The organism is Amycolatopsis sp. NPDC001319, assembly GCF_042896185.1.
Taxonomy (GTDB): domain Bacteria; phylum Actinomycetota; class Actinomycetes; order Mycobacteriales; family Pseudonocardiaceae; genus Amycolatopsis.
This window is the reverse complement of sequence record NZ_JBIAWY010000004.1, coordinates 161,942-186,899: the sequence shown is the minus strand read 5'-3', so window position 1 is coordinate 186,899 and position 24,958 is coordinate 161,942. Positions and strand designations below refer to the sequence as shown.

At 70.8% G+C, this 24,958-nt stretch carries 21 protein-coding genes; 12 read left to right on the top strand and 9 right to left on the bottom strand.

Annotated features, from left to right (window positions below):
• Positions 1 to 16: 16 nt before the first annotated feature.
• Together ACFY1H_RS16005 and ACFY1H_RS16000 are read right to left on the bottom strand one after the other, a co-directional pair.
• Positions 17 to 850 carry an SDR family oxidoreductase gene (locus ACFY1H_RS16005; protein WP_386947120.1) on the bottom strand — a complete coding sequence of 278 codons (834 nt, stop codon included), beginning with the start codon at positions 848 to 850 and terminating at the stop codon, positions 17 to 19.
• Between the two features lie 145 nt (positions 851 to 995).
• Positions 996 to 3,011, bottom strand: a complete 2,016-nt coding sequence (locus tag ACFY1H_RS16000) for a glycogen debranching N-terminal domain-containing protein (RefSeq protein WP_386947118.1) — start codon at positions 3,009 to 3,011, stop codon at positions 996 to 998.
• Positions 3,012 to 3,185: 174 nt separating this feature from the next.
• Between ACFY1H_RS16000 and ACFY1H_RS15995 the strand changes: the two genes are divergently transcribed.
• The 4 genes from ACFY1H_RS15995 to ACFY1H_RS15980 are packed head-to-tail and all read left to right on the top strand — an operon-like array spanning position 3,186 to position 7,376.
• A complete protein-coding gene (locus ACFY1H_RS15995; protein ID WP_366583062.1) occupies positions 3,186 to 4,187 on the top strand; it encodes a LacI family DNA-binding transcriptional regulator in 1,002 nt (333 codons plus the stop codon).
• A 30-nt stretch (positions 4,188 to 4,217) separates the two neighbouring features.
• Positions 4,218 to 5,453 carry an extracellular solute-binding protein gene (locus ACFY1H_RS15990; RefSeq protein WP_386947116.1) on the top strand — a complete coding sequence of 412 codons (1,236 nt, stop codon included), beginning with the start codon at positions 4,218 to 4,220 and terminating at the stop codon, positions 5,451 to 5,453.
• Between the two features lie 7 nt (positions 5,454 to 5,460).
• Positions 5,461 to 6,552 (top strand): sugar ABC transporter permease, encoded by a 1,092-nt coding sequence (locus tag ACFY1H_RS15985; protein ID WP_366583060.1) that lies wholly within the window; start codon positions 5,461 to 5,463, stop codon positions 6,550 to 6,552.
• Complete coding sequence (locus ACFY1H_RS15980; RefSeq protein WP_366583059.1) at positions 6,549 to 7,376, top strand: carbohydrate ABC transporter permease; 828 nt, start codon at positions 6,549 to 6,551, stop codon at positions 7,374 to 7,376. Before ACFY1H_RS15985 ends, ACFY1H_RS15980 begins: the two co-directional genes overlap by 4 nt.
• A 15-nt stretch (positions 7,377 to 7,391) precedes the next feature.
• On the opposite strand, the gene ACFY1H_RS15975 is transcribed toward ACFY1H_RS15980, so the two are convergent.
• From ACFY1H_RS15975 to ACFY1H_RS15965, 3 genes are all read right to left on the bottom strand, one after another.
• Positions 7,392 to 8,150: a metalloregulator ArsR/SmtB family transcription factor gene (locus tag ACFY1H_RS15975; protein WP_366583058.1), complete on the bottom strand. Its 759-nt coding sequence runs from the start codon at positions 8,148 to 8,150 to the stop codon at positions 7,392 to 7,394.
• 456 nt (positions 8,151 to 8,606) lie between these two features.
• Positions 8,607 to 10,070 carry a M81 family metallopeptidase gene (locus ACFY1H_RS15970; RefSeq protein ID WP_366583057.1) on the bottom strand — a complete coding sequence of 488 codons (1,464 nt, stop codon included), beginning with the start codon at positions 10,068 to 10,070 and terminating at the stop codon, positions 8,607 to 8,609.
• Entirely contained in the window at positions 10,067 to 11,215 is a 1,149-nt protein-coding gene (locus ACFY1H_RS15965; RefSeq protein WP_366583056.1) for an ROK family protein, read from the bottom strand. The genes ACFY1H_RS15970 and ACFY1H_RS15965 overlap by 4 nt, the downstream gene beginning before the upstream one ends.
• A 162-nt stretch (positions 11,216 to 11,377) precedes the next feature.
• Between ACFY1H_RS15965 and ACFY1H_RS15960 the strand changes: the two genes are divergently transcribed.
• The 5 genes from ACFY1H_RS15960 to ACFY1H_RS15940 are packed head-to-tail and all read left to right on the top strand — an operon-like array spanning position 11,378 to position 17,486.
• On the top strand, positions 11,378 to 13,189 hold the full coding sequence (locus ACFY1H_RS15960; protein WP_386947114.1) for a peptide ABC transporter substrate-binding protein: 1,812 nt from the start codon (positions 11,378 to 11,380) through the stop codon (positions 13,187 to 13,189).
• A 4-nt stretch (positions 13,190 to 13,193) separates the two neighbouring features.
• On the top strand, positions 13,194 to 14,153 hold the full coding sequence (locus ACFY1H_RS15955) for an ABC transporter permease (protein ID WP_366583054.1): 960 nt from the start codon (positions 13,194 to 13,196) through the stop codon (positions 14,151 to 14,153).
• A complete protein-coding gene (locus ACFY1H_RS15950) occupies positions 14,150 to 14,980 on the top strand; it encodes an ABC transporter permease (RefSeq protein ID WP_366583053.1) in 831 nt (276 codons plus the stop codon). The genes ACFY1H_RS15955 and ACFY1H_RS15950 overlap by 4 nt, the downstream gene beginning before the upstream one ends.
• Positions 14,977 to 16,602 (top strand): dipeptide ABC transporter ATP-binding protein, encoded by a 1,626-nt coding sequence (locus ACFY1H_RS15945; RefSeq protein ID WP_386947111.1) that lies wholly within the window; start codon positions 14,977 to 14,979, stop codon positions 16,600 to 16,602. Before ACFY1H_RS15950 ends, ACFY1H_RS15945 begins: the two co-directional genes overlap by 4 nt.
• Complete coding sequence (locus tag ACFY1H_RS15940; RefSeq protein ID WP_386947109.1) at positions 16,599 to 17,486, top strand: ROK family protein; 888 nt, start codon at positions 16,599 to 16,601, stop codon at positions 17,484 to 17,486. Before ACFY1H_RS15945 ends, ACFY1H_RS15940 begins: the two co-directional genes overlap by 4 nt.
• Here ACFY1H_RS15940 and ACFY1H_RS15935 read toward each other — a convergent pair.
• Entirely contained in the window at positions 17,479 to 18,228 is a 750-nt protein-coding gene (locus ACFY1H_RS15935; protein ID WP_386947107.1) for an MBL fold metallo-hydrolase, read from the bottom strand. The genes ACFY1H_RS15940 and ACFY1H_RS15935 overlap by 8 nt on opposite strands.
• A gap of 86 nt (positions 18,229 to 18,314) precedes the next feature.
• Between ACFY1H_RS15935 and ACFY1H_RS15930 the strand changes: the two genes are divergently transcribed.
• Complete coding sequence (locus ACFY1H_RS15930; RefSeq protein ID WP_386947106.1) at positions 18,315 to 19,301, top strand: GlxA family transcriptional regulator; 987 nt, start codon at positions 18,315 to 18,317, stop codon at positions 19,299 to 19,301.
• A 268-nt stretch (positions 19,302 to 19,569) separates the two neighbouring features.
• Positions 19,570 to 20,502, top strand: a complete 933-nt coding sequence (locus ACFY1H_RS15925) for an MBL fold metallo-hydrolase (protein ID WP_366583048.1) — start codon at positions 19,570 to 19,572, stop codon at positions 20,500 to 20,502.
• A gap of 20 nt (positions 20,503 to 20,522) precedes the next feature.
• On the opposite strand, the gene ACFY1H_RS15920 is transcribed toward ACFY1H_RS15925, so the two are convergent.
• On the bottom strand, positions 20,523 to 21,443 hold the full coding sequence (locus ACFY1H_RS15920; RefSeq protein ID WP_386947105.1) for a helix-turn-helix domain-containing protein: 921 nt from the start codon (positions 21,441 to 21,443) through the stop codon (positions 20,523 to 20,525).
• 155 nt (positions 21,444 to 21,598) lie between these two features.
• Here ACFY1H_RS15920 and ACFY1H_RS15915 point away from each other — a divergent pair, with 155 nt between their 5' ends.
• The gene (locus ACFY1H_RS15915) at positions 21,599 to 23,044 is read left to right on the top strand and encodes an aldehyde dehydrogenase (RefSeq protein WP_386947103.1); all 1,446 of its coding nucleotides are present in this window, start codon (positions 21,599 to 21,601) and stop codon (positions 23,042 to 23,044) included.
• Between the two features lie 67 nt (positions 23,045 to 23,111).
• On the opposite strand, the gene ACFY1H_RS15910 is transcribed toward ACFY1H_RS15915, so the two are convergent.
• Complete coding sequence (locus ACFY1H_RS15910; RefSeq protein ID WP_386947101.1) at positions 23,112 to 24,116, bottom strand: ABC transporter substrate-binding protein; 1,005 nt, start codon at positions 24,114 to 24,116, stop codon at positions 23,112 to 23,114.
• A 16-nt stretch (positions 24,117 to 24,132) separates the two neighbouring features.
• Positions 24,133 to 24,954 (bottom strand): ABC transporter ATP-binding protein, encoded by an 822-nt coding sequence (locus ACFY1H_RS15905; RefSeq protein ID WP_386947100.1) that lies wholly within the window; start codon positions 24,952 to 24,954, stop codon positions 24,133 to 24,135.
• Between the last annotated feature and the right edge of the window lie 4 nt (positions 24,955 to 24,958).

Below are 24,958 nucleotides of genomic sequence, written 5' to 3'. Positions count from 1 at the left end.
GACTGCCGTTGCCGTACTAGGTACCTGTTGCGGTCGTGGCGATGCCGCCGTCGATCGGGATGACGGTGCCCGTGAGGTAAGAGCCGGCCCGGCTGGCGAGGAACACCGCGATACCTGCCATGTCGTCGTCGCGGCCGAGACGGCGCAGCGGAGCCTTCGCCGCGATCGCGTCGCCGATGGCCTCGAGCGTGGCCGCCATCATCTGCGACGGGAACGGTCCTGGGGCTACCGCGTTCACCGTGATGTGCTGTGGGCCCAGTTCTCTGGCAAGCACTCTGGTGAGTTGGTGGAGTGCCGCTTTGCTACTGGCGTACGAGTAGTTGGGCGACTCGGCGACGTGGATGGCGGCGATACTGCCGATGTTGACGATCCGCGCGGGATCGTCGGCGGTACCCGCCCTGCGAAGTGCGGGGAGCAGCGCCTGCACCAGCCAGAACGGCGACTTGAGGTTGAGATCGACCACTGCGTCCCAGGCCTCGGCCGGGAACGTCTCCAGCGGCTCGCGCCACATCGCTCCCGCGTTGTTGACGAGGATATCCAGGCGTTCCGAGTCGACCTTGACAAGATCAGCGAGGCGCTGACACTCGTCGTACCTGGACAGGTCGGCGGGGATTGCTTGAACGTCGCCGAATTCGGACAGCAGACGCTGTGCCTCCGCGCACGCGTCTGCGTTGCGTGAGCTGATGACGACGCGGGCGCCCGCCTGCAGAAGGCCGCGCGCAATCATCATCCCGATGCCCCTGGTACCGCCGGTGACAAGTGCGTATTTCCCACTCAGATCGAAAAGGTCTGCGTGAGTGGTGAACTGGCTGTCCGCGACGGGTATTCGTTCCTTCTGCCGTGGATCCATTACTTCTCCTCTGTTTGGCCGAAAGCCGACTCAAACAGGTTCACAGGCGTCCTGGACGTCCGGGAGACCCTGGTGATACAGGTACTGTGAGAGCCACCCACGCTTGCAGATCTTCAGCTGCAAGGCTGCCCTGCGTTCACGTGCTTCAGCCCAGCCGCAGGCCTGGCGGCAGCCGCAGGTCCGTCACCGTTCCGTCGGCCGCGATGGTGACGTCCAGGGTGCCGCCGGCCAGGGGCAGGTCGGTCACGCGAAGGGCGCCCACCGGGCTCGGCCGAGGTGGGTCCAGGGTGACGACGCCGGCGGGGACGTCGACGCGCAGGCCCAGGAAGGTGACCAGCAGCGTCACCGCGGATGCGGCCGCCCAGGCCTGGGGGCGGCAGGACGCGGGGTAGGGCAGCGGCGACGAGACCTCGTCGGAGCCGTAGCCCGAGAACAGCTCCGGCAGGCGGTTGTCGAAGCCGCCGGCCGCGTGGACGAGTTGCAACCCCAGTGAAGCGGCGCGCGAGGACTGGCCCGAGGCTTGGAGGCCGCGGACGACGACGGCGGTGTCGTGGGGCCAGACGGAGCCGCAGTGGTAGCTCAGCGGTGAGAATCCGCCGCCGGTCGAGGACATGGTGCGCAGGCCGAAGCCGGCGGCCATCGACGGGCCGAGGAGCAGCTCGCCGATCGAGGAGCTCTCGGCCGGGTCCAGGATGCCGGTGCCCAGCAGGTGCCCGATGTTGCTCGTCAGGGAATCCACGGGTTGTTTGGCGCCGTCCAGGGCCAGGGCCGGGAAGTGGCCGTCCGAAGTGGACACCCAGAACCGCGAGCGGAAGCGCGAGCGCAGGGCCTCGGCCCACTCGAGGAGTCCGTCGGCCGGTTCGCCGAGGGCGGAGAGCAGCTCGGCGGCGCGGACGGCGGCCTCGTACTGGTAGCCCTGCACCTCGGACAGCGCGACGGGCGGCTTGGCGATCGTGCCGTCGGCGAAGCGGATGGCGTCGCCCGAGTCCTTCCAGCCCTGGTTGGCCAGGCCGCGGCCGCTTTCGTCGAGGTACTCGGCGAAGCCGTCGCCGTCGGTGTCGGACAGGCCGGTGATCCAGAACAGCGCGGCGCGCAGGTTCGGCAGCAGCGCGCGGACCTCGGCCTCGGGCAGGCCCCAGCGCCAGGCGTCGTAGAGCAGGCCGACCCACAGAGCGGTCGCGTCGACGGTGCCGTAGTAGCGCGCGGGCAACGACATGCCGTGGACCTCGAAGCCGGTGCGCCGCCGTTCGTGCAGGATCTTGCCGGGCGCCTCGCCGGTCGCCGGGTCGTGGCGCTCGCCCTGGGCCCGGGCCAGTGTGCGCAGCGTGCCGCCCGCCAGCGAAAGCGACAGCGGCAACGCCAGGCGCGCGGCCCACAGGCTGTCGCGGCCGAAGAGGGTGAAGAACCACGGCGCGCCCGCACCCGCAAACACGTCGCCGGGGTGCTCGCGCTCGGCCAGCAGCAACGCGTTGAGATCGTCGAGCGAACGGTTCAGCAGCGCGGTGAACCGGCGGTCGTCGGCCTCCACCACGGGGGCCGACAGCCGTGCGGCGGAGCCCGGCACGAAGGGCGCTTCCGGGTCCGTGGCGGTCAGCGTCCAGTGCAGCACCACGCGGTCCTCGACGCGCACCCGCCACTTCACCAGCACCCGAGCACCGTCCACAGTGGTCCCGCCGTCGGTGGCGACCACGGCGTTGACCAGTCCTTGCGACCACCGCACGCCGCCGTCGACGCGCTCGGGCGCCAGCGGGTCCACCGAGCCGCCGGACTTGATCACCTCGATCGACGCGAAGTCCGCCGCCAGCGCGAGCTCGACCACGCACTCCACGGCCTCGGCCGCCGACGAGACCAGCTCCAGCTCCTCCGTCACCCCGCTCGCCGTGACGCGGCGGTGGCGGCGCAGCCACACCGTCGGGTCCGGGCCGGGATTGCCGAGGTGGCGCACCAGCCCCGTGAACGTGCCGCGGTCCGCCGCCGGCTCCTCGAAGCCGATCGGTTCGGGCTCGTGCCCGTCGACGGTCACCACCGCCTCGCTCACCAACCGCAGGTCACCGTGCAGCAGACCCTGCGTGCCGTTGCCGCGGATCTGCCCGTCGCGACCGGAGAGGACGACGGTCGGGGCGTGCAGGGCGATCGCGAGGTCGTGGAGCAGGGGCTGCATGGAAATGTCCTCCGGTGGGGTCGGGTGTCCCCGATTGGATCGATCAAACCGGGTTCGTGTCAAGTTGGTTTGAAGTCTTGACAGGTCAGCGGCCAACGTTCAGAGTAGCCGCCAGATTGAACGTTCAAATCTGCACCTCGATCGAGGTGCCGGACCAGGTCACCAGGAGGCGGGATGGCTCAGCGGGCCACGCTGAACTCGGTCGCGGAGGCCGCCTCCGTCTCGCGCCAGACCGTGTCGAACGTGATCAACTCGCCCGAGCTCGTGAGCCCGGAGACCCGTGAACGCGTGCTCGAGGCCATCGACCGCCTCGGCTACCGCCCGCACACCGCCGCCCGCCAGCTGCGCACCACGCGCTCGCAGATCATCGGGATGCGCATCGCCCCGGTCGGCAACGGCGTGAGCGGCGTGGTCCTCGACCAGTTCCTGCACTCCCTCACGGCCACAGCCGAGGAGTACGACCACCGGATCATGCTCTTCACCGCCGCCGACGACGAAGCCGAGACGCGTGCGTACGCCGATCTCATCGCGTCGGTCGGCGTCGACGGTTTCGTGCTCACCCACACCCACCACGACGACCTGCGCACCCGCTGGCTCAAGGAGCGCGAGCTGCCGTTCGTCACCTTCGGCCGGCCGTGGGGCGACGAGCAGGCGCACGGCTGGGTCGACGTCGACGGCGCCCGCGGCACCCGGCTGGCCACCGAGCACCTCGTGCGCCAGGGCCACCGCCGCATCGCGTTCGTCGGCTGGCCCGCGGGGTCCGAGACCGGTGACGATCGGCGCGCCGGCTGGGAGGCCGGGCTCGCCGCCGCCGGGCTGGCGGACCGGCCGCAGATTCCCGTGTTCGACGGCGTGGAGGGCGGGCGCTCGGCCGCCGCCCGGCTGCTCGACGAGCCTGCCGCGCCCACCGCGTTCGTGTGCGCCAGCGACTCCCTCGCGCTCGGCGTGGTCGGCGAGCTGCGCGAGCGCGGCCTGCGCCCCGGCGCCGACGCGTCGGTGATCGGCTTCGACGACACCCCGACCGCCGCCGTGCTCGGCCTGAGCTCCGTCGCTCAGCCCATCGCCGAAGTCGCCGCCGAATGCGTGCGCCAGCTGCGCGCGACCCTGCGCGGCACCGCCGGCCCCGAACCCGTCTCGACCCTGCTCACCCCCCGGCTCGTGCTGCGCACGACCTGACATCACCATCTGCACGATCAAGGAGGATCGATGCGTCACCTCGTCCCCCGCACGGCCGTCGCCGCTGCCGGCCTGCTGCTCACGCTCACCGCGTGCGGCGGCGGCTTCGACGACTCGACGGCGCCCGCGACCCAGCAGTCCGGTCCCGCCCAGCTCAAGCTGATGATCGCCTCCAGCGGCGGCGCCGAGCTCACCGCGGTGCAGGACGCGGCCGCGAAGTGGGCGGCCGGCTCCGGCGGCTCGAAGGTTCAGGTGATCGGCGCCAACGATCTGCCGCAGCAGCTGAGCCAGGGCTTCGCGGCGGGCAGCCCGCCCGACGTGTTCGCCGTGGACGCCACGAAGTTCCAGGGCTACGCCGACGAGATGCTGCCCTACGGCGACTCGGTGTCCTACAAGGACGATCTCTACCCGACGCTGCGCACCACGTTCACCAAGGACGGCAAGCTCTACTGCGTCCCCAAGGACTTCTCCACGCTGGCGCTGGCGATCAACACCGACCAGTGGGCCGCGGCGGGCCTGACCGACAAGGACATCCCGAAGACCTGGGACCAGCTCAAAGCCGCCGCGCAGAAGCTGACCACCGGCGGGCACACGGGCCTCGTGTTCAACGACACCCGCGACCGCGTCGGCGCGTTCCTGGTGCAGGCTGGCGGCTGGCCGCTCGACGCGGACCAGAAGAAGGCCACGGCCGACACCCCGCAGAACCTGCAGGGGCTCACGTTCGTGCGCGACCTGCTGGCCTCCGGCGTCGCCAAGTACCCGAAGCAGATCGGCGCGGGCGACTCGGGTGAGGCGTTCGGCCTGGGCAAGGCCGCGATGAGCATCGACGGCAACTGGATGGTCGGCGGGATGACCAAGGACTACCCGAACGTGAAGTACCAGGTCGTGCCGCTGCCGGCCGGTCCGGCGGGTGCGGGCACGCTGTCGTTCACGCAATGCTGGGGCATCGCGGCGAAGAGCAAGTTCCAGGACCAGGCCAAGCAGCTCGTGGACGCGCTGATGCAGCCGGCCCAGGAGCTGACGTTCGCGAAGACGTTCGGCGTGATGCCCTCGCGGCAGTCGGCGCGCGCGCAGTACCAGCAGGAGTTCCCGCAGCAGGCGGCGTTCCTCGCCGGGGCCGACTCGGCACACGGCCCGGTGACGCTCACGAAGATGGACCCGGTGCTCACCGACTTCGACGCCCAGATCCAGCAGCTGCCCGGCGCCGACCCGAAGCACATCCTGCAGCAGCTGCAGACCAACACCGCCGCCGCGCTCGGACAGTGAGCTGGGCATGACGACGCTGCTCACCACGACGAGCTCCCCCGCCGCGCCACCATCCCCGGCGCGGCGGGGGAAGGGCCCGAGCCGGCGTGAAGGCCGCGTGGGCTGGCTGTTCCTCGCGCCCACGCTGGTGGTGCTCGGCCTGTTCTTCGTGCTGCCCATCGGAATGGCGCTCTGGGTGAGCGTGAGCGACTGGACCGGCAACGGCAGCCCGTTCTCGTCTCGGGTGCACTTCGTCGGCGGCGACAACTACGCCGCGCTGCTCACCGAACCCGGCCTCACGCAACGCAACTTCGCCACGAGCATCCGCAACAACGGCTACTTCGTGCTGTTCGTGGTCCCGCTGCAGACCGCGCTCGCGCTGTTCCTCGCGATGGTGCTGAACCAGCGCCGGCTCAAGGGCAAGCAGTTCTTCCGCACGGCGTTCTACTTCCCCACCGTGACCAGCTCCGTCGCGATCTCGGTGGTGTTCCTGTTCCTCTTCTCCAGCACCGGCACGGTGAACGCCGCGCTCAAACTGTTCGGAGTGGACGGTCCCAGCTGGTTCGCCGACCCGCGCGGCCTCTTCCAGATCGTCCTCAACGGACTCGGCGTGCCGCAGAACCCGGCCGCGCTGACGTCACACGGGTTCCTCGGACTGTCCTGGTGGGACTGGCTCTCGGGCCCGAGCGTGGCGATGTGCTCGATCATCGTGCTCGTGGTGTGGACGACCACCGGCGGGTTCATGCTGATGTTCTACGCGGCGCTGCAGAACCTGCCGCCGAGCGTCGACGAGGCCGCGGTGATCGACGGCGCCAACGGGTGGCAGCGCTTCTGGCGCGTGACGCTGCCCCAGCTGCGCCCGACGTTGTTCCTCGTGCTCACCCTCGGCCTGATCGGCACGTGGCAGGTCTTCGACCAGATCTACGTGCTCAGCCGCGGTGCCCCCGCCAACACCACGCTCACCCCCGCATACCTCTCGTACTCGACGTCGTTCATCGGCAAGGAATGGGGCCAGGGCTCGGCGATCGCGTTCCTGCTGTTCGTGGTGATCGTGGTGCTCACGCTGGTGCAGCGCTGGCTGCTGAAGGAGAAGGACGGAAAACGGAGGAGCCGGCGGTGAAGCGACGCGGATACCTGCGCTGGGTCGGCTTCGGCGTACTCCTGCTGGTCGCCGTGGCCTACATCTACCCGTTCCTGATCCAGCTGGCCACGGCGTTCAAGACCGACGCCGACGCCACAGCCCACCCGCTCACCCCGTGGCCGCACGAGTGGTCCGTGGCCGTCTTCTCGACGCTCGCCCAGCAGGATTTCCCGCGCTGGGCGCTGAACTCGATCTTCGTGTCGGTCACGATCACCGTCGGCCGGGTCGTGTTCAACTCGATGGCCGGGTACGCGCTGGCGCGGCTGCGGTTCCGCGGCCGCGGCGCGGTGTTCGGCGCGGTCGTGGCCGTGCTCGCCGTGCCGAGCGTGGTTCTGCTCATCCCGAAGTTCCTGGTGCTCAACCAGTTCGGCATGTACGACACGTACGCGGCGATGATCATCCCGCTGCTGGCCGACGCGTCGGGCGTGTTCATCATGAAGCAGTTCTTCGAGAGCGTGCCGCTGAGCGTCGAGGAAGCGGCTCGCATCGACGGCGCCGGACCGCTGCGCACGTTCTGGTCCGTGGTGCTGCCGATGTCGAAGCCGGCCCTGATCACCATGACGATCCTGGCGTTCCAGGGGTCCTGGAACGAGCTGCCGCACTACATCGTGTCGCGGCAGGACCCGGCACTGAACACGCTCACCACCGGCGTCGCCTCACTCGTGTCCGGCGAGCTCGGGCAGGGCAACCAATTCCCGCTCAAGCTCGCCGCCGCGCTGCTGATGACGGTGCCGGTGGCGATCGTGTACTTCGTCTTCTCGAAGCGCTTCACCCGAGGCACGTACGAGGGTGTCGACAAATAGCCAAAGCCGTGAAATTCAGGGCATGCTCCACGGTGCGTTCGGCATCACGTGGCCGGTCTCCAGCAGCGACTTGAGGTTCGCGAACACCGACGGCCAGCCGCGGCCGATGTCGCGGCGCGCCTGCTCGTCGGGCAGGTCCTCGTGGGTCACGGTGAGCCGGACGATCGCCTCGTACTGCTCGATGTCGAACGTCACGCGCGAAGGCTCCTGGGTGTCCTCCTTGGTCGGGTCGAACCAGCGGGTCACGAGGCGCTTCGGCGGCACGGCTTCCACCACGTCGCCGTAGACGTCGACGATGCCGGACCCGTCCACCCGCACGTGTTCCCAACGTGAGCCGGGCTGCCAGTCGGACTCGTTGCGGTGCCCCCAGTACTGCCCGCTCAGCTCGGCGTCGGTGAGCGCCTCCCACACCTTCTCCGGCGTGCTCTCGATATAGGTGACGTAGACGTAACTCGGCTTTTCGGTCATGGCTTCCTCTGCTCGGCGTTTGACGGCGCTCAGCGCGCGCAGCCGGGGGCGCTCGAACTTGTCCACCCAGCGTTCCTGCATCTCGTGCAACGGGACCGGATTGAGGTAGTGCAGCTTCTCCCGGCCACGGCGCACCGTGCTGACCAGGTTCGCCGCCTCGAGGACGGACAGGTGCTGGGTGACCGTCTGGCGCGTCATGTCCAGGCGGGCGCACAGCTCGTTGAGCGTCTGTCCGTTGTCCTCGTGCAGCTGGTCGAGCAGGTAGCGCCTGGTCGGGTCGGCCAGCGCTTTGAATACCTTGTCCAAGAAAATCCCGTCCAGCTCCGATTGCACACTTTAAGTTAGGCAGTCAAACAACTGCATGTCAAGCCCTCGGGCATACTGGCCTGGTGAAGAAGGTGGTCAAGGCTTGGACAGTGGCAGCGACCGGCAGCGGGCTGCCGTCGACCCTGCACGCGGTGATCACGCGCGGTGATCCGCTGGCGGCGACGCGCGCGGCGGGCACGCTGGCGCCCGGCGGCAAGGCCGGGCTGGTCCGCGGCGCCCTGGTCCACGGGCTGGTGTCCGCCGGCTGGACGGCCGCACTCGCCTACGTGGACCGCCGCCGGCCGCTGTCGGTGGCCAACGGAGTGGCGGCGGGAGCCGCCATCGCGGTGCTGGACCTGGAGATCGTCGGGCGGCGCAACGCGGCGATCCGGGCGTTGCCGCGCGGGGCGCAGTGGCTCGATCACCTGGCCTTCGGCGCGTTGACGGCCGTGGCGCTCAGAGCAACTCGGGCTTCAACGGCGGGTCCGCCATCTCCGCGTCGAACGGGAACATCGGCCGGTCGATCCCGGCGTGCCCGAGGCGCAGCAGGTCTTGGTCGACGCCCCCGGGCGTGAGAGCGAGCAGCCAGTCGGCGGCCATGTCGTACAGCTCCGGTTCCAGGTAGCCGATTTTCACGATCACCACGTCGGCTTCGCGCGGGCGCAGGCCGAGCGCGAGGAAGTCGGACTCCAGGTGGTAGGGCTTGCGCCGCGCGGTGACGATCACGCGCAGGCCGCCGATGGCGAACACCACGGCCGTGCCCGCGACGGGGTCTTCGGGGTCGATCGCCTCGACGCGAGCGGTCACCGGCACCGGACCGTGCGGCCCGGAGTCGACTTTTCCGCCCAGCTCCACGGAAACCGTCGCGCCGACGCCGGCTTCGACCGCCGCGGCAACGGCTTCCGGGTCCACGATCGCCGCGTACAGCGTGGTGAGCTCGGAGTCCACAATGGCCGGAGTGCGCAGGAGGACGTCGAGGCTCCAGGACGTGTCCCCGGCACCTCCAGCAGTCGGGTTGTCGCCGGAATCGCTGACGAAGAACGGCCGCGCGGTCGAGGCGACGGCCTGCTCCAGGCACTCGGCCAGGGTCCCCGTCGGGGCGACGAAAGCGAAGTCGCGACGAGCGTCCCAATAGGACTTGGCGAGCCGCTCGGCCTGTTCCGCGATGACGTCTTCGTCGTCACCGGACACGACCACGGCGGCTTGGCAACGCGGTTCGTCGGCCCACGCGTAGCCGACCCAGATGGCGGCGTCGAGCACGCCGCCGAGCGTTTCGACCTCGTCGACGGCGGCGTAGACGCTCTTGGCCGGTTCGAGGCGAGTGCTCGTTTTCTCGCCGGGCAGCAGCACCGGCACCTGCACCCACGCCTTCTTCGGCTTGCCGCCGTGACGCAGGCGAGCGGCGAGGTTGCGGGCCGCACGCTCGCGAGTGTCCCACGCGTCGGTGTGCGGGGCCTTGCGGTAGCAGGTGATCAGGTCGAGCGCCGTGGCCAGCTCGCGCGAGACGTTGCCGTGCAGGTCCATCGACGCCGAGATGAGCACGTCCGGCCCCAGAATCGCGCGGATCTCGGTGGCCAGCTCGGCTTCCACGTCCGTGCGGCCGACGACACTCATCGCGCCGTGGATGTCGAAGAACAACCCGTCGAGGTGCTGCGCCGCGCGCACCCGTTCCAGGATCTCCCTCGACAGCTCCGCGTAGGCCTCCTCGGTCACCGCGCCGCCGGGTAGCGAACGGGCGTGCACGAGCGGCACCCACTCGACGTCGTCCGTCCACGAAGGACGGTCTTCGCGCAGGAACGGGTAGCGCGCCAGCAGTTCTTCGCCCCGGGTCACGTGGAAGTCGGCCACGGTGGAGCGGTGCGGGGAGAACGTGCTCGACTCGATGGCGATCCCCGTGATCCCGATCCGCACCTTCGTCATCGTCTGCTCCGTATCGCTTCGTCGAAGACCTCGTCCAGCACCAGCGCGCCCGCGCCGTACAGCCCGGCGTCCGGGCCGAAGCGCACCCGATCGATGCGCAGTTCCCTCGTGGCTAGGGGAAGACAGCGTTCGTAGAGCGCGCCGCGCACGGCGGCCACGAACGCCTCCGAACCCGACAGCGCGCCGCCGAGCAGCACCTCGTCGGGGTTGCCAAAGTTCACCACCGTGGCCAGCACCTCGCCGAGCTGCAGGCCCGCACGCCGCACGGCCGTGGTCGCGTCGGGGTGCCCGTCCTCCGCCGTCGCCATCACCTGCGCGGTGCTGTTCACGTCCACGCCCTGCTCGCGCAGCTGCGCCACGAGGGCCGCGCCGCTCGCCACGGTCTCCAGGCAGCCGCGGTTTCCGCAGGTGCACGGCCGGTCGCCGGCCGCGGGCACGCGCACGTGGCTGATGTCGCCCGCGACGCCGGCGCGGCCGCGGTAGAGCCGGCCGGTCACGACGAGCCCCGAGCCGATGCCCGTGCCCGCCTTCACCACGAGCAGCGTGCGCCCGGGCGGCCCGGCGACGGATTCGCCCAGCGCCTGCAGGTTCGCGTCGTTGTCCACTGCCACGGGCAGGTCGAAGTGCGCACGCAACGCGTCGCGCACCGCGAACCCGCGCCAGCCCGGCATGCGCGAGGGCAGCGTGATCGTGCCCGCGCCGACGTCGACCGGCCCGGGGAAGGCGACGCCGATGCCCAGCTGCCGGCCCGGGCACCGCGCCTCGGCCGCGACTTCCCGCACGGTGTCGGCGAAAGCCGCGACGACCTGCGCCGGTTCGCGGTTGATGTCCAGCGGCCGTTCGGTCACGTGCAGCAGGTTGCCCGCGATGTCGAGGGCGCCGATGCGGACGTGGCGCGAACCGACGTCGGCGGCCCAGACGTGGCCGAACCCCGCGTTGACCGACAGCAGCTTCGGCCGCCGGCCACCCGCCGAGCTGCCTTCGCCGGACTCGACGAGCACCCCGGCGGAGATCAGCGCCTGCGTCCGAACGGACACCGTCGACTGCGGCAAGCCGAGCACCCGCGCGAGGTCCATCCGCGAGACGGCGTGCTCGTGGGCGACGAGCCAGAGCAGCCGCAGCAGACCGGCGGGATCCTGGGCCACGGCTGTCACCTACTTACTTCATGCCTGATGTAACTGTCCGGAAACTTGCCCCCGAAATCACCTCTTGGCAATTTCCAACACGCGTGCGACATTACACGGCAACCAAGAACACGCCCAGTCCCTGGACATCGACTTACACCAAGGATGTTGGAAGTGATGTGGATGGCTCGACACCGGTGGCGCGCCGCGCTCGGGGTCACGCTCGCCGCCGCGCTGGCGCTCTCCGGCTGCGCGACGAGCCGCGAGCAGCACGGCGGCGGCACGGGCAAGCCGGTGACCGGCGGCAGCGCACGGTTCGCGCTGCCCCCGTCGGCGACCCCGAACTGGATCTTGCCGATCTCGATCCCCGGCTACGGCGCGAGCTACAACGGCGCGATCCGGAACGAGCTGTACACCCCGCTGTACAACTACGACGGCAGCTCGGGCTCGGTCACGCTCGACGATCCCTCCAGCGCCGCCAACGCACCGAGCTACTCCGCCGACGGCAAGACCGTGACCATCACGCTCAAGCCGCTCACCTGGTCGGACGGCAACCCCCTGACCAGCCGCGACTTCGAGTTCTGGCTCAACCTGGTGCGCGCCGGCAAGGACAACTGGGGCAAGTACTCCGAAGGCCTGATGCCCGACAACATCAAGGCCTTCCACGCGGTCGACGACCACACGTTCACGCTGACCCTCGACAAGCCGTACAACGCCGACTGGTTCACGGCCAACCAGCTGAGCCTGGTCGTGCCGATGCCGCAGAAGGCGTGGGACCGCACGAGCGCGTCCGGCCCGGTCGGCGACTTCGACCGCGACCCCGCCGGGGCCAAGAAGGTGTTCGACTTCCTGGTGGCGCAGGCGAAGCAGCTCGGCACGTACTCGACGAATCCACTGTGGAAGGTCGTGAACGGGCCGTTCACGCTCGCCGGGTTCACCGCTTCGGGCCAGGTGACGCTGAACAAGAACCCGAAGTACACCGGCCCGGACGCGGCGAAGCTCGACACCGTGCAGTTCCTGACCTTCACCAGCTCCTCGGCGGAGTACAACGTGCTGCGTGCCGGCGGCGTCGACTACGGCTACGTGCCGACGTCGAACCTCGGCCAGCGCCCGAAACTGGAGGCGCAGGGCTACCGGATCGAACCGTGGAACGGCTGGTCGATCACGTACTCGCCGTTCAACTTCAACAACCCGCAGCTCGGCGCGGCGTTCAAGCAGCTGTACGTGCGCCAGGCGCTGCAGCACGCCGTGGACCAGGACAGCATCACGAAGGTGATCTGGCGCGGCACGGCCCGCGTGGACTACGGCCCCGTGCCGCAGGACAACGACGTCAAGTACCTGTCGGCGCGGCAGAAGACCAACCCGTACCCGTTCGATCTCGCCGCCGCGCGGAAGCTGCTCACCGACCACGGCTGGAAACCCGGCTCCGACGACGTTCTCGAGTGTGCGGCACCCGGCAGCGGACCCGGCCAGTGCGGCGACGGCGTCAAAGCCGGCACCCGGCTGTCGCTCACCATGCTGACCGAGTCGGGCTCCGACGAGACCGACGGGACGATGCAGGAGCTGCGCTCGGAGCTGTCGAAGATCGGCGTGGAGATGAAGATCAACGCGCAGCCGCTGAACACCGTGCTGGCCAACGGAACCGCGTGCAAGCCGGAAGAGGCGTCGTGTTCGTGGCAGCTGTCGTACTTCGGCACGCAGGGCAGCTGGTACTTCCCCGCCAACCCCAGCGGTGAGGACCTGTTCGCCACCGACGCGGGCACGAACTTCGGCAGCTACGCCGACCAGCACGCCGACGACCTGATCACCGCGACCAACCTGGCCACGGGCGATCAGCCGATGCTCGACTACAGCGCCTACCTGGCCGAGCAGCTGCCCGTGCTCTGGCTGCCCAACCCGCCGTACCAGGTGTCGGCGATCGACACCGCGCTGCGCGGGGTGAACCAGGATCCGCTCGCCGGGCTGCAGCCGCAGCGCTGGTACTGGACGAGGTGAGGACATGACCCGCTACCTCCTCAAGCGGCTCGTGCTGGCCGTGGTCGTGGTGCTGCTGGTCACCGTGGTCACGTTCGTGCTGCTGCACCTGCTGCCCGGTGGTCCGGCGCGCGGCGTGCTCGGTGTGCAGGCCACGCAGGAGCAGATCGACGCGTTCAACAAGGCCCAGGGCTTCGACCAGCCGTTGCCCGTGCAGTACTGGGACTACCTGGTGCGGCTGCTGCACGGCGACCTCGGCGACTCGTACACGCAGAACTCCCCCGTGTCGACGCTGCTCGGAGAGCGCGTGCCGAAGACGCTGCTGCTCACCGCGATCTCGACGTTGCTCGCGATCGTGGTCGCGCTGCCGGTGGGTGTGTGGCAGGCGGTGCGGCGCGGCAAGGCGGCGGACCACGTGACCACCGGGGTGACGTTCCTGCTCTACGCGACGCCGGTGTTCTTCCTGTCGCTCGTGCTGATCATCGTGTTCGCGCAGGTCCTGCCGTGGTTCCCGGCGCAGGCCGCGCAGGGCGAGACGATCGGTGAGCTGCTCTCGCAACCCGGCTCGCTGGTGCTGCCGGTGGTCGCGGGCATGGGGGCGGCGCTGGCCGCGTTCAGCCGGTACATGCGAGCGTCCACTCTGGACAACCTCGCCGAGGACTACGTGCGCACCGCCCGCGCGAAGGGCACGCCGGAGCGCACGATCGTCTGGCGGCACGTCTGGCCCAACTCGCTGACGTCGGTGGTCTCGATGCTCGGCTACTACGTGCCCGTGGTGTTCAGCGGTTCGCTGGTGGTGGAGTCGATGTTCAACTACCCGGGCGTCGGCCTGCTGTTCTGGACGGCCGCGCGCAACGCCGACTTCCCCGTGCTGCTCGGGGTGGTGCTGGTGATCGCCGTGGCGACCGTGATCGGCTCGCTGCTCGCGGACGTCGTGCAGCTCGTGATCGATCCGCGCGTGCGGGTGAAGGGGGTGCGGTCGTGACCGTCCTTTCGCGAGTGTTCGCGCGGCGCACGGCGCTCGTCGGCGCCATCCTGCTCCTGCTGGTGATCCTGTTCTGCTTCTTCGGCCCGCTGTTCTACGGCACGGACCAGTCGCACACCGACCTCGCGGCGGCGCGGCTCGGGCCCGGCAGCGGGCATCCGCTGGGCACCGACGACCTCGGCTACGACGTGCTCGGCCGGCTGATGGTCGCCGGGCGGACGTCGCTGATCATCGGCGTGCTGGCCGGGCTCATCGCCACCGCGATCGGCGCGGTGTGGGGCGCGCTCGCCGGCTACACCGGCGGCTGGCTCGACACGGTGCTGATGCGCGTGGTCGACACCGGCGTCGCGATCCCCGCGCTGTTCCTGCTGCTGGTGGCGGCCACGCTGGTCACCCCGAGCGTCGGGGTGCTGGCGCTGATCATCGGCTGCGTGTCGTGGCTGGTGCCCGCACGGCTGATGCGCGCGGAGACGGTGAGCCTGCGCGAACGCGACTACATCCGTGCGATCACGGTGCTCGGCGCGAGCCGCACGCGGGTGGTGTTCCGGCACGTGATCCCCAACGCCATCGGCACGGTGGTGGTGAACGCGACGTTCCAGATCGCCGACGCCATCCTGCTCGTGGCCTACGTGAGCTTCCTCGGCCTCGGCGTGCCCGCGCCGGGCACCGACTGGGGCGCGATGCTGTCGAAGGGCATCACCTACACGTTCGACGGCTCGTGGTGGCTGATCCTGCCGCCGGGCATCGCGATCGTGCTCGTGGTGTGCGCGATCAACTTCCTGGGCGACGGACTGCGCGACGCGTTCGCGGTGAAGGGACGGCGATGAGCGAGCCGGTGCTCGACATCCGTGACCTGCGGGTGTCCTATGGGGACGGTGACCCGGCCGTCGACGAGCTGTCGCTGACGGTCGAGCCGGGTGAGATCGTGGCGGTGGTCGGCGAGTCGGGCTCCGGCAAGAGCACGGCCGCGCTCGCCGTGCTGGGGCTGCTGCCCGAGTCGGCTTCGGTGACCGGGGCGATCGAGCTGGCCGGGCAGAACGTGCTGGAACTGCAGGGCGAACAGCTGCGGAAGCTGCGCGGGCAGGGCGCGGGGATGGTGTTCCAGGAGCCGATGACGGCGCTGAACCCGTTGCTGCGCATCGGGTTCCAGCTCGCGGAGGCGATCCGCAACCACGACCCGAAGCGGCGGCGGCACAAGCACTACCACCCGCGGTGCGTGGAGCTGCTGGACCGCGTAGGGGTGCCGGAGCCGGAGGCGCGGCTGAAGCAGTACCCGCACGAGCTGTCCGGTGGGTTGCGCCAGCGCGTCATGATCGCGATCGCGCTGGCCGCCCGGCCGAAGCTGATCATCGCGGACGAGCCGACGACGGCGCTGGACGTGACCGTTCAGCAGCAGATCCTGGACCTGCTGAGGGACATCCGGGAGACCGAGGGCACGGCGACGCTGCTGATCACGCACAACATGGGTGTGGTGGCGGACGTTGCCGACCGCGTCCTCGTGCTGCGGTCCGGCCGGCTGGTGGAGGAAGCTCGGACGGCTGAGCTGTTCTCCTCCCCGCAGGCCGCGTATACGCGTGAGCTGCTCGCCGCCGTGCCGCGGCTGGGCGCGGGCGAGCACGCCGGCGCGGCGGCGGCGCCGGAGAAGCCGGTGCTGGCGTTGACGGACGTCGTGGTGGAGTACGGCGGCAAGCGCGCCGTGGACTCGGTGTCGCTGAGCGTCGGGCCGGGCGAGATCGTGGGGCTGGTCGGGGAGTCGGGCTCGGGCAAGACGACGCTGGGCAACTGCGCGCTGGGCCTGGTCACGCCCAAATCGGGCCGGGTCGACGTGCTCGGCGGGCCGTTGCCACGCGGGACCGGGCGGTCGGCGCGGGCGGTGCGGCGGCAGATCGGCGCGGTGTTCCAGGATCCGGCGTCTTCGCTGGACCCGCGGATGACCGTGGGCCAGACCGTGGCCGAGCCGCTGGTCATGCACACCTCCGCCGGCCGGTCCGAGCGGCGACGGCGCGTGCGCGAGCTGCTCGACGCCGTGGAGCTGCCGGAGTCGCTGATGGACCGCTACGGCCACGAGCTGTCGGGCGGGCAGCGCCAGCGCGTGAGCCTCGCGCGGGCTTTGGTGCTGGGGCCGAAGCTGCTGATCGCGGACGAACCGACGAGCGCCCTCGACGTGTCCGTGCAGGCCGTGGTGCTGGACGTGTTCAAGCGGCTGCACGAGGAGTTCGGGTTCGGCTGCCTGTTCGTGAGCCACGACCTGGCGGTGGTCGACAGCCTGTGCGACCGCGTCGCCGTGCTGCGCGGGGGCGAGCTGGTGGAGCAGGGGCCGGCCGCGCGCGTGCTGCGCGAGCCGTCGCACGCGTACACGCAGGCGTTGCTGCTGTCCTCACCCGTGCCGGACCCCGCGGTGCAGCGCAGCCGACGGGCCGGGCTGGCGGACGTGGATCCCGCGGCGTGAGCCAAGTGTGGGCCGGGGTCGACATCGGCGGTTCGAAAACACTCGTGGTCGTGTGCGACTCCGACGGCCGGGAGGTGGCATCGGCGTCGGCGCATTCGGGTGCGCACCTGGGAGGTGCCGCGATCCTGGACCGCGCGGCCGCGCTGGTGTTGTCGCTCGCGCCGGGCCGGCTGGCCGGGGTCGGCGTCGGTGCGGCCGGCGTGGTGGAGCCGGAGACCGGGACGATCGTGGTCACCGGCGACTCGTTCACCGGCTGGGCGGGCACGGCCGTCAACGCGGGGCTGTCCTCGCGGCTCGGCGGCGTGCCGGTGACGACCGAGAACGACGTGAACGCGTTCCTCCTCGGCGAACTGTCCACAACGGACCGGCACGTACTCGGCGTCGCGCTGGGCACGGGTGTCGGCGGCGCGTTGTACGTGGACGGCACCCTGCTGCACGGCGGCGGCACCGGCGCGGGCGAGATCGGCCACGTCGGCACCTACGGGCCGGCGCCGTGCACCTGCGGGCAGACCGGGCACCTGGAGGCCTACGCGTCGGGCCGGTCCCTGGCCCGCCGCTACACCGAGGCGACGGGCGTTTCCCTGCCCGCCGAGGCGGTCGCGGCCGCCGCGTTCGCCGGCGACGAGGCCGCGCTGGCGGTGTTCACCGACGCCGGGCGTTTCCTCGGCGAGGCGATCACGCACGCGTGCGGCCTGCTCGGCATCGCGACGGCGGTGGTCGGCGGTTCCGTGACGAACTCGTGGGCACTGCTGGAGAAACCGATGCAGGAGGCGCTCACCGAGCACCCCCTGCTGTCGGGTTCTCCCGTCGAGGTGCGGCTGGCCCGGGGCGGCGCGAAGGCCGTGGCGCTGGGCGCGGTCGCACTCGCGCGCGGCCTCAGCTGACCGCGGCTTCCTCGCCCGGCTGGAGCAGGTGCAGCTTCGTCGCCTTGCCGGCGAACGCCTCCGCCAGCGTGTCGGCGCCCTGGGTGAAGTGCCCCCAGCCCTGGAAGTGCAGCGGCACCACGTCGGCGGACCCCAGGATCTCGGCGGCTTCGGCGGCGGCCGCGCTCGGGAGCGTGAGGAAGTCGTCGATGAGCGGCGTGCGGGCCCCGCCCGCGAACAGCACGGCGATCGGCACCGGCCCGACGCGGGCGGCGATCTCGCGCACCAGCGCCAGCGACGCGTTGTCGCCGCTGACGTAGACCGACGGCAGGCCTTCGGCGGACAGCAGGAAGCCGGTGACCTCGCCGACCTTGGGCTCGGAGCCTTCCGGCCCGTGCAGCGCGGGCATCCCGGTCACTCGCACGCCGCCGACCTCGACGTGTTCCCAGTTCGGCAGCGCCTGGGCGGTGCCGCCGAGGTGCCCGGCGCCGGACGTCGTGGTCAGGACGAGCGGCGCCGTCTCGAGGTACGCGCGGCCGCCGTGGTCGAGGTTGTCCGAGTGCTGGTCGTGCGAGAGCAGCACGGCGTCCACCGCGCCGACCTCGGCCGGGCTCGCCACGGGCCCGGTCGTCTTCACGAGCACCCGGTTGCCGATCGGGTACTCCCCCGGCTGGTCGAACGTCGGGTCGGTCAGGAACCGCACCCCGCCGTAGGTGATCAGCGACGTGGGTCCGCCCAGGTGGCGCAGCGAGAAAGTGGTCATGCCGCCATCCTGCCTCGACGGACCGGCGATCGGTGAGTGGCAGTGAAGTCGTTCATCGATGAGATCCTGCCAGCTACTGTGGAGCCGTGCAGAAGATCGCGCTGGTGCTGTTCGACGGGGCTCGGCTGTTCGACACGGCCGTGGTCGACGAGGTGTGGGGCGCGCGCAGCGGGCCGGAAGCCGAACTGCGCAAGTGCGCGGCCACGAAGGACCCCGTGCGGCTGACGGGCGGCGCCACCATCACCCCGGAACGGACGTTCGCCTGGGTGCGCACGGCGGACGTCGTCGTGGTGCCGGGCCTGGCGAACGTCGATGCGAAGCCCGCACCCGAGCTGCTCGCCGCGTTGCGGGCGGCCCATCGGGCGGGCGCGCAGGTCGCGGGCCTGTGCCTGGGCGCGTTCGTGCTGGGCGCGGCCGGGCTGCTGGACGGGCGACCGGCCGCCACGCACTGGCGGTTCACGAGCGAGCTCGCGCGGCGGCATCCGTCGGCCCAGGTCGACCCCGGCGTGCTGTACGCGGGCGGAGACGGCGCGTGGACGTCGGCGGGCGTCGCCGCGGGCATCGACCTGTGCCTGCACCTCGTGCGGCTCACGCAGGGCGCGGACGTCGCGGCGGGGATCGCGCGGACCATGGTCACGGCGCCGTTCCGCTCGGGCGGGCAGGCGCAGTTCATCACGGTCCCGACGCCGCCCCGCGACGAGGAACCGCTGGCCGCCGTGCGGGAACGCGCGTTGCGGGAACTGCGGCGGCCGCTGACGGTCGCCGAGCTGGCTGCCTGGGCGTCGATGTCCGAGCGCACCTTCGCGCGCCGGTTCGTGGCCGAGACGGGCACCACGCCCGTGCGCTGGCTGCTGGACCAACGCATCGCCCGGGCGCAGCAGCTGCTGGAGAGCTCCGACCTGCCCGTCGCCGAGATCGCCGGCTGTTGCGGGTTCGGGTCACCGGTGTCGTTCCGGCAGCACTTCACCCGCCACGTCGGGGTCGCGCCCAGCCGCTACCGCGCGGACTTCCGGCCCTCGACCACGACGTCGGACCGGCCCGCCCTGGCTTCCGCCGGAAATCGGACGACGTAAATCTTCCCCGGCTCACCCACCTCGGGCGACGTTTCACGAGAAGTGACCACACCGTCACCACAAGTCGCCGAACTGAGGGAATGCCGAACCGGAGGTATGGTCTGCCGGTCGGCGTAGGGAGGTATCGGCCTGGGCTGTGCGACGTAGCACACGGTGGGCTCGCAGCCTGCTGACATACGCCCGCTTGGTCTATACCATTCGAAGGTCAGTGATCCACTACCATGCGGTGGTCCGGGATCACGGCGGCGCAGCCCACGAGGGGGACCCCATGCCCGCCATCAGGCGAAACATCGTGCCGCTCAGGTACTCCGACCCGAGCGTGGTCGCCTACGTCCGCAGCCCGACCGACTGGCTCGTGTCCAACTGCGGCTGGATCCGCGGCCGGTCGGGCGTGCTGCTGGTCGATACGTGCGGCACTGAGCGGGACACGCTCGACCTGGTCAAGGACGTCCGCAAGTACTCGACCGTCGAAATGCCGCTCACGCTCGTGCTCACCCACGCCCACGGCGCGCACCACAACGGCGCCGGCGTGGCGTTGCGCAACGGCGGGCGCATCCTCGCCGCCGAGTCGGCCGTGTCCGCGGTGCGGGCGGGCCCGCAGCGGTACGAGGACACGTTCGACTGCAAGAACTGGGGCACGCTCGAAGCTCCGAAACCCGAGGCCGTGCACGCCGTCACCACGCCGCGCGAGGTCGACCTCGGCGGGGTGGTCGTGGAGGTCGTGCCGTTCCCCGGCGTCGCGCACACCGACGGCGACCTGGTGGTGTTCGAACCGAAGACCGGCACGCTGTTCACCGGCGACCTGCTGTCGGTCGGCTCCACGCCGATGGCGATCCACGGCTCGATCCCCGGCTGGCTCGACGCGCTTTACTGGCTGGACAAGACTTTCCCGACCGTCCGCACGTTCGTGCCCGGCCACGGCGCGCTCAGCCACCCCGGCAGCTTCCCGGTCGCCGTGCTGCGCACGTACCTCAACTGGCTGCTCGACGCGACCACCCCGGAAACCCCCGACTTCGACGAGCTGGCCACGATCGCCCGCCGCCGCTGGCCGAACTGGAGCAATCCCGAGCGCCACGTCGGCAACCTCATGCGCGCCCACGCCGACCAGCACGGCCGCCCGCTCCAGGAGAAGACCGCGCTGCGCGCGATCCTCGACGCCGTGGGCGGCAAGATCGACCTCGACGCGCGACTGGGCCTCTGAGACGACTGGGCCCCTGAGCGCTAAGACCCGGTCATCCTCCGCCGCAGCCCCGAAGGCGTCACCCCGTACTCCGCCCGGAACGCCCGCGAAAGCCACGGCTGGTCCGTGATCCCCCAGCGCGCCGCCACGGCCGCGATGCTGCGCCCCGCCAGCAGCGGGTCGGTGAGATCACGCCGCACGGCCTCGAGCCGCAGCTTGCGGACGGTGCCGCCGAACGTTTCGCCGGAGTCCTCGAACAGGCGGTGCAGCGAGCGCGGCGACATGTGCAGCGCGGCTGCCGCCGTCGCCGGCGACAGGTGCGGGTCGGCCAGGTGCACGCGGACGTGGTCGAGCACGCGCTCGCGCAGCGCCAGGTTCGCGTGGCCCGCCGGGAGGTCGGCGCCGCTGCCGAGCGTGGCCGCGAGCAGCGCCACGGCGGCTTCGCGCAGGCGCACCGGCGAGCCGTCGGACAGCTTCTCGCGCTGGTCGAGCGTGCTGCGCAGGCAGGAGGCGAAGACCTGGCCCACGCCGCTGCCGGTGATGAACCGGCGCTCCATCATCGCTTCGAGCGCGGAGTCGGGCAGGCCGAGCGCGGCGCGCGGGAACGTCATCACCGCGCAGCGGAACGCCCCGCGCATCGTCAGCTGGTACGGCCGCCGCAAGTCGTAGAGGGCGAAGTCACCGACCTCCAGCGACACCCGCCGCCGGCCCTGCTCCACGAGCGCGCCGCCCCGCTCGATCAGGCAGATCTTCAGCCGCTCGACGTGGTCCGCGCGCACGCCGCGGGCGGTGCGGCGCACGATCTGCGTGGTGCCGCGCACGTCGTAGATCCCGACGTCGCCCAGCTGCATCGCGTCGAGGGTGCCGAGCGGGAGCAGGCCGTCGTGCCGTTCGGCGTGCAACCCGGCGAACGCCCCCGCGAGCTCGTGGCTCCACGCGTCGGCCTGAAGGCTTCGCCCCATCGGCATCTCCCAGGTCGTTCTGGGTGCAGTCGAGCCAGCATACGCCGAGGAACAACAAGTCTGGCGCGCTGCGACAACTGTTGTGTAGAGCTTCGGTCCACCCTGTGTTCGCGCCGCAACTCCGGCGGCGCCCAAGTGGCCGAGGAGTTTTGCAGGTGAAGCACGTACACGACGCGCTGTTCATCGGCGGCGAATGGACCGCACCATCCACCGACGCCACCACCACCGTGCTGTCGGCGAGCACGGAGGAAGCCATCGGGCAGGTTCCGGAAGCGGGACCCGCGGACGTCGACAAGGCCGTGGCCGCCGCTCGAGCGGCGCTGCGCGACCCGCAGGGCTGGGCCCATTGGGAGCCGGCGAAACGCGCCGACGTCCTCGACCGCTTCGCCGCGGTGATGGCGGAGCGCAGCTCGGAGTTCGCGCAGCTGGTGAGCGCCCAGAACGGCATGCCGATCGCGAGCCCCGCGATGCAGGCGGAGACCGGCTACCCGGCCGGGCTCCTGCAGATGTATGGCGGGATCGTCCGCGAGCAGCCCGTCGAAGAGATCCGTCAGGGCGCCTTCGGCGGCAACGTCGTCGTCCGCCGCGAACCGGTCGGGGTCGTCGCGGCGATCGTGCCGTGGAACTTCCCGCAGACGCTGCTGTTCTTCAAGCTTGCGCCGGCGCTGGCGGCCGGCTGCTCGGTCGTCATCAAGCCCTCGCCGGAGACGGTGCTCGACGCCTTCCTGCTCGCCGAGGTCCTCGCGGGCCGGGGCCTGCCGCCGGGGGTCGTGAGCATCGTGCCGGGTGGCCGCGAGCTCGGCGCGTACCTGGTGAAGCACCCCGGCGTCGACAAGGTCACGTTCACCGGCTCGACGGTGGCGGGCCGCGCGATCGCGTCGGCCTGCGCGGAGCTGCTGCGCCCGGTCACGCTGGAGCTGGGCGGCAAGTCGGCGGCGATCATCCTCGACGACGCGGACGTCGCCGGGAGCGTCGAAGGCCTGTTCGTGGCCACGATGATGAACAACGGCCAGACCTGTTTCCTCGGCACCCGCGTGCTCGCGCCGCGCAGCCGCTACACCGAGGTCGTGGACGTGCTCACGGACATGGCTTCCGGTGCCGTGGTCGGCGATTCGCTCGACGAGGCCACCACGATCGGCCCGATGGCCAGCTCCGCGCACCGCACCCGCGTGGAGGGCTACATCGCGAAGGGCAAGGCCGAAGGCGGCCGCGTGACCACCGGCGGCGGCCGGCCGAACGGCCGGGACGTCGGCTGGTTCGTGGAGCCGACGATCTTCGCCGACGTGGACAACTCCGCCACGATCTCGCGCGAAGAGATCTTCGGGCCCGTGCTGTCGGTGATCCCTTACGCCGACGAAGCCGACGCCGTGGCCATCGCCAACGACTCCGACTTCGGGCTCGGCGGCACCGTGTGGACCACCGACGCCGAACGCGGCATGGCCGTGGCCCGGCGCGTCGAGACGGGGACGATCGGCGTCAACACCTACCTGCCCGACCCCGTCGCGCCGTTCGGCGGCGTGAAGGCCAGCGGCATCGGCCGCGAGCTGGGCCCTGAGGCGCTGGGCAACTACCAGCAGTTCAAGACGATCTACCGCGCCTGAGGCCACCACCGAGCGGGCCTCCCCGGGATCGCCCGGGGAGGCCCTCTCGGCGTCAGTGCGAAACGCGTCAGCCGAGGTACTTCTTCAGGTCGTCGAGCACGTGGTCGGCGCCGATCGGGCCGAGGCCGAGGAACCACACCTCGTCGGAGACGCGGATGGCGTGCTGCGACTTCACCGCGCTCAGGCCGGCCCACAGCCCGCTGCTCGTCACGGCCTTCTCGTCGGCGTTCGGGCCCGCGCCGTAGCTGGAGTAGAAGATCCAGTCGCCGTTGGCCTCGTCGATGCGCTCACGCGAGATCTGCTTGGCCAGCTCGTTGATGTGCTGGTTGTCCGGCCGCTGCAGGCCCACGTCCTTGAAGATCACGCCGATGAACGACAGGTCGCCGTAGATCCGGATGCCCGTGGAGTGGAAGCGCAGCAACGAGATCTTGGGGTTGCCCTTGATCCCGGCCTTCACCTCGTCGGCCTTCTTCTGGTACGCGTTCAGCGCCGCCACGGCCTTGTTCTCCTGGCCCAGCGCCGCGCCGACCAGCAGCAGGTTCTCCTTCCACGGGAAACCCGGGCGGATGCTGAACACCGTCGGCGCGATCTTCGACAGCTGCGGGTACAGGTCGTTGGCGCGCAGCTTGCTGCCCAGGATCAGGTCCGGCTGCAGCGAAGCGATCTTCTCGAGGTTGAGGTTGTCGGTGTTGCCGATCGTCGGGATGCCCTTGGCACGGTCGGCGAGGTAGCTGGGCACCCCGGTCTGGCCGGCGGTGGTGGCCATGCCGACGGGCGTGACGCCCAGCGCCAGCACGTCGTCGAGCTCACCGCTGTCGAGCACGACCACGCGGGCGGGCGCCTTCTCGATCTTCGTCTGGCCCAGGGCGTGGGTGACCGTGCGGGGGAAGACGCCGGGGCCGACGTCGGCCTTCAGCTTGGCGGTCTCGGTGTCGGCGGTGGAGAACAGGCGGCCGCCGGTGGCGACGTCCTTGTCCCCCACGCCCGAGGTGGTCGTGTTGGCGGGCTGGCTGCACGCGCCCAGGAGTGTGGCGGCGGCGAGGACGCCGACGACCTTGGTCCATCTGGCCATCGTGGGGTGTTCCTTCCTAGGGCTGTGTGGTGGGAGCGGCGGCGCGGTGGCGGCCGATCGGGACGACCATGGGGGTGCCGGACACGGGATCGGCGATGATCCGGCAGGGCATGCCGAACACGTCCTCGACGAGCTCGGCGGTGAGGATTTCGCCGGGCGCGCCCTCGGCGGCGATCGACCCGTTTTTCATGGCGATGAGGTGATCGCCGTAGCGGGCCGCGAGGTTGAGGTCGTGCAGCACGATCACGACGGTGGTGCCGTCGTTGTGGTTGAGGTCCGCGAGCAGGTCGAGCACCTCGACCTGGTGGCTGATGTCGAGGAACGTCGTGGGCTCGTCGAGCAGCAGCAACGGAGTGCGCTGCGCGAGCGCCATCGCGATCCACACGCGCTGGCGCTGCCCGCCCGACAGCTCGTCGACGGGCCGGCCGGCCAGCTCGACGGTGTCGGTGGCCAGCATCGCGCGCGCCACGGCGTCGTCGTCCTCGTCGTTCCAGCGGCGGAACACGCCCTGGTGCGGGTAGCGGCCGCGGCCGACGAGGTCGGCGACCGTGATGCCCTCCGGCGCCGTCGGCGACTGCGGCAGCAGGCCGAGCACCCGGGCGACGTCCTTGCTGCGCAACGAAGAAATGCGCTCGCCGTCGAGGTACACCGCGCCGGCCGAGGGGGCGAGCAGGCGCGCCAGGCCGCGCAGCAGCGTCGACTTACCGCACGCGTTGGTCCCCACGATCATGGTGACCTTGCCCTCGGGGATGCGCACCGAGAGGTCCTTCACCACGGTCACGGGCCCGTAGCCGAGCTCGAGACCTTCGGTGTGCAGGGTGGGTGTCGTCGGTTTCACGCGC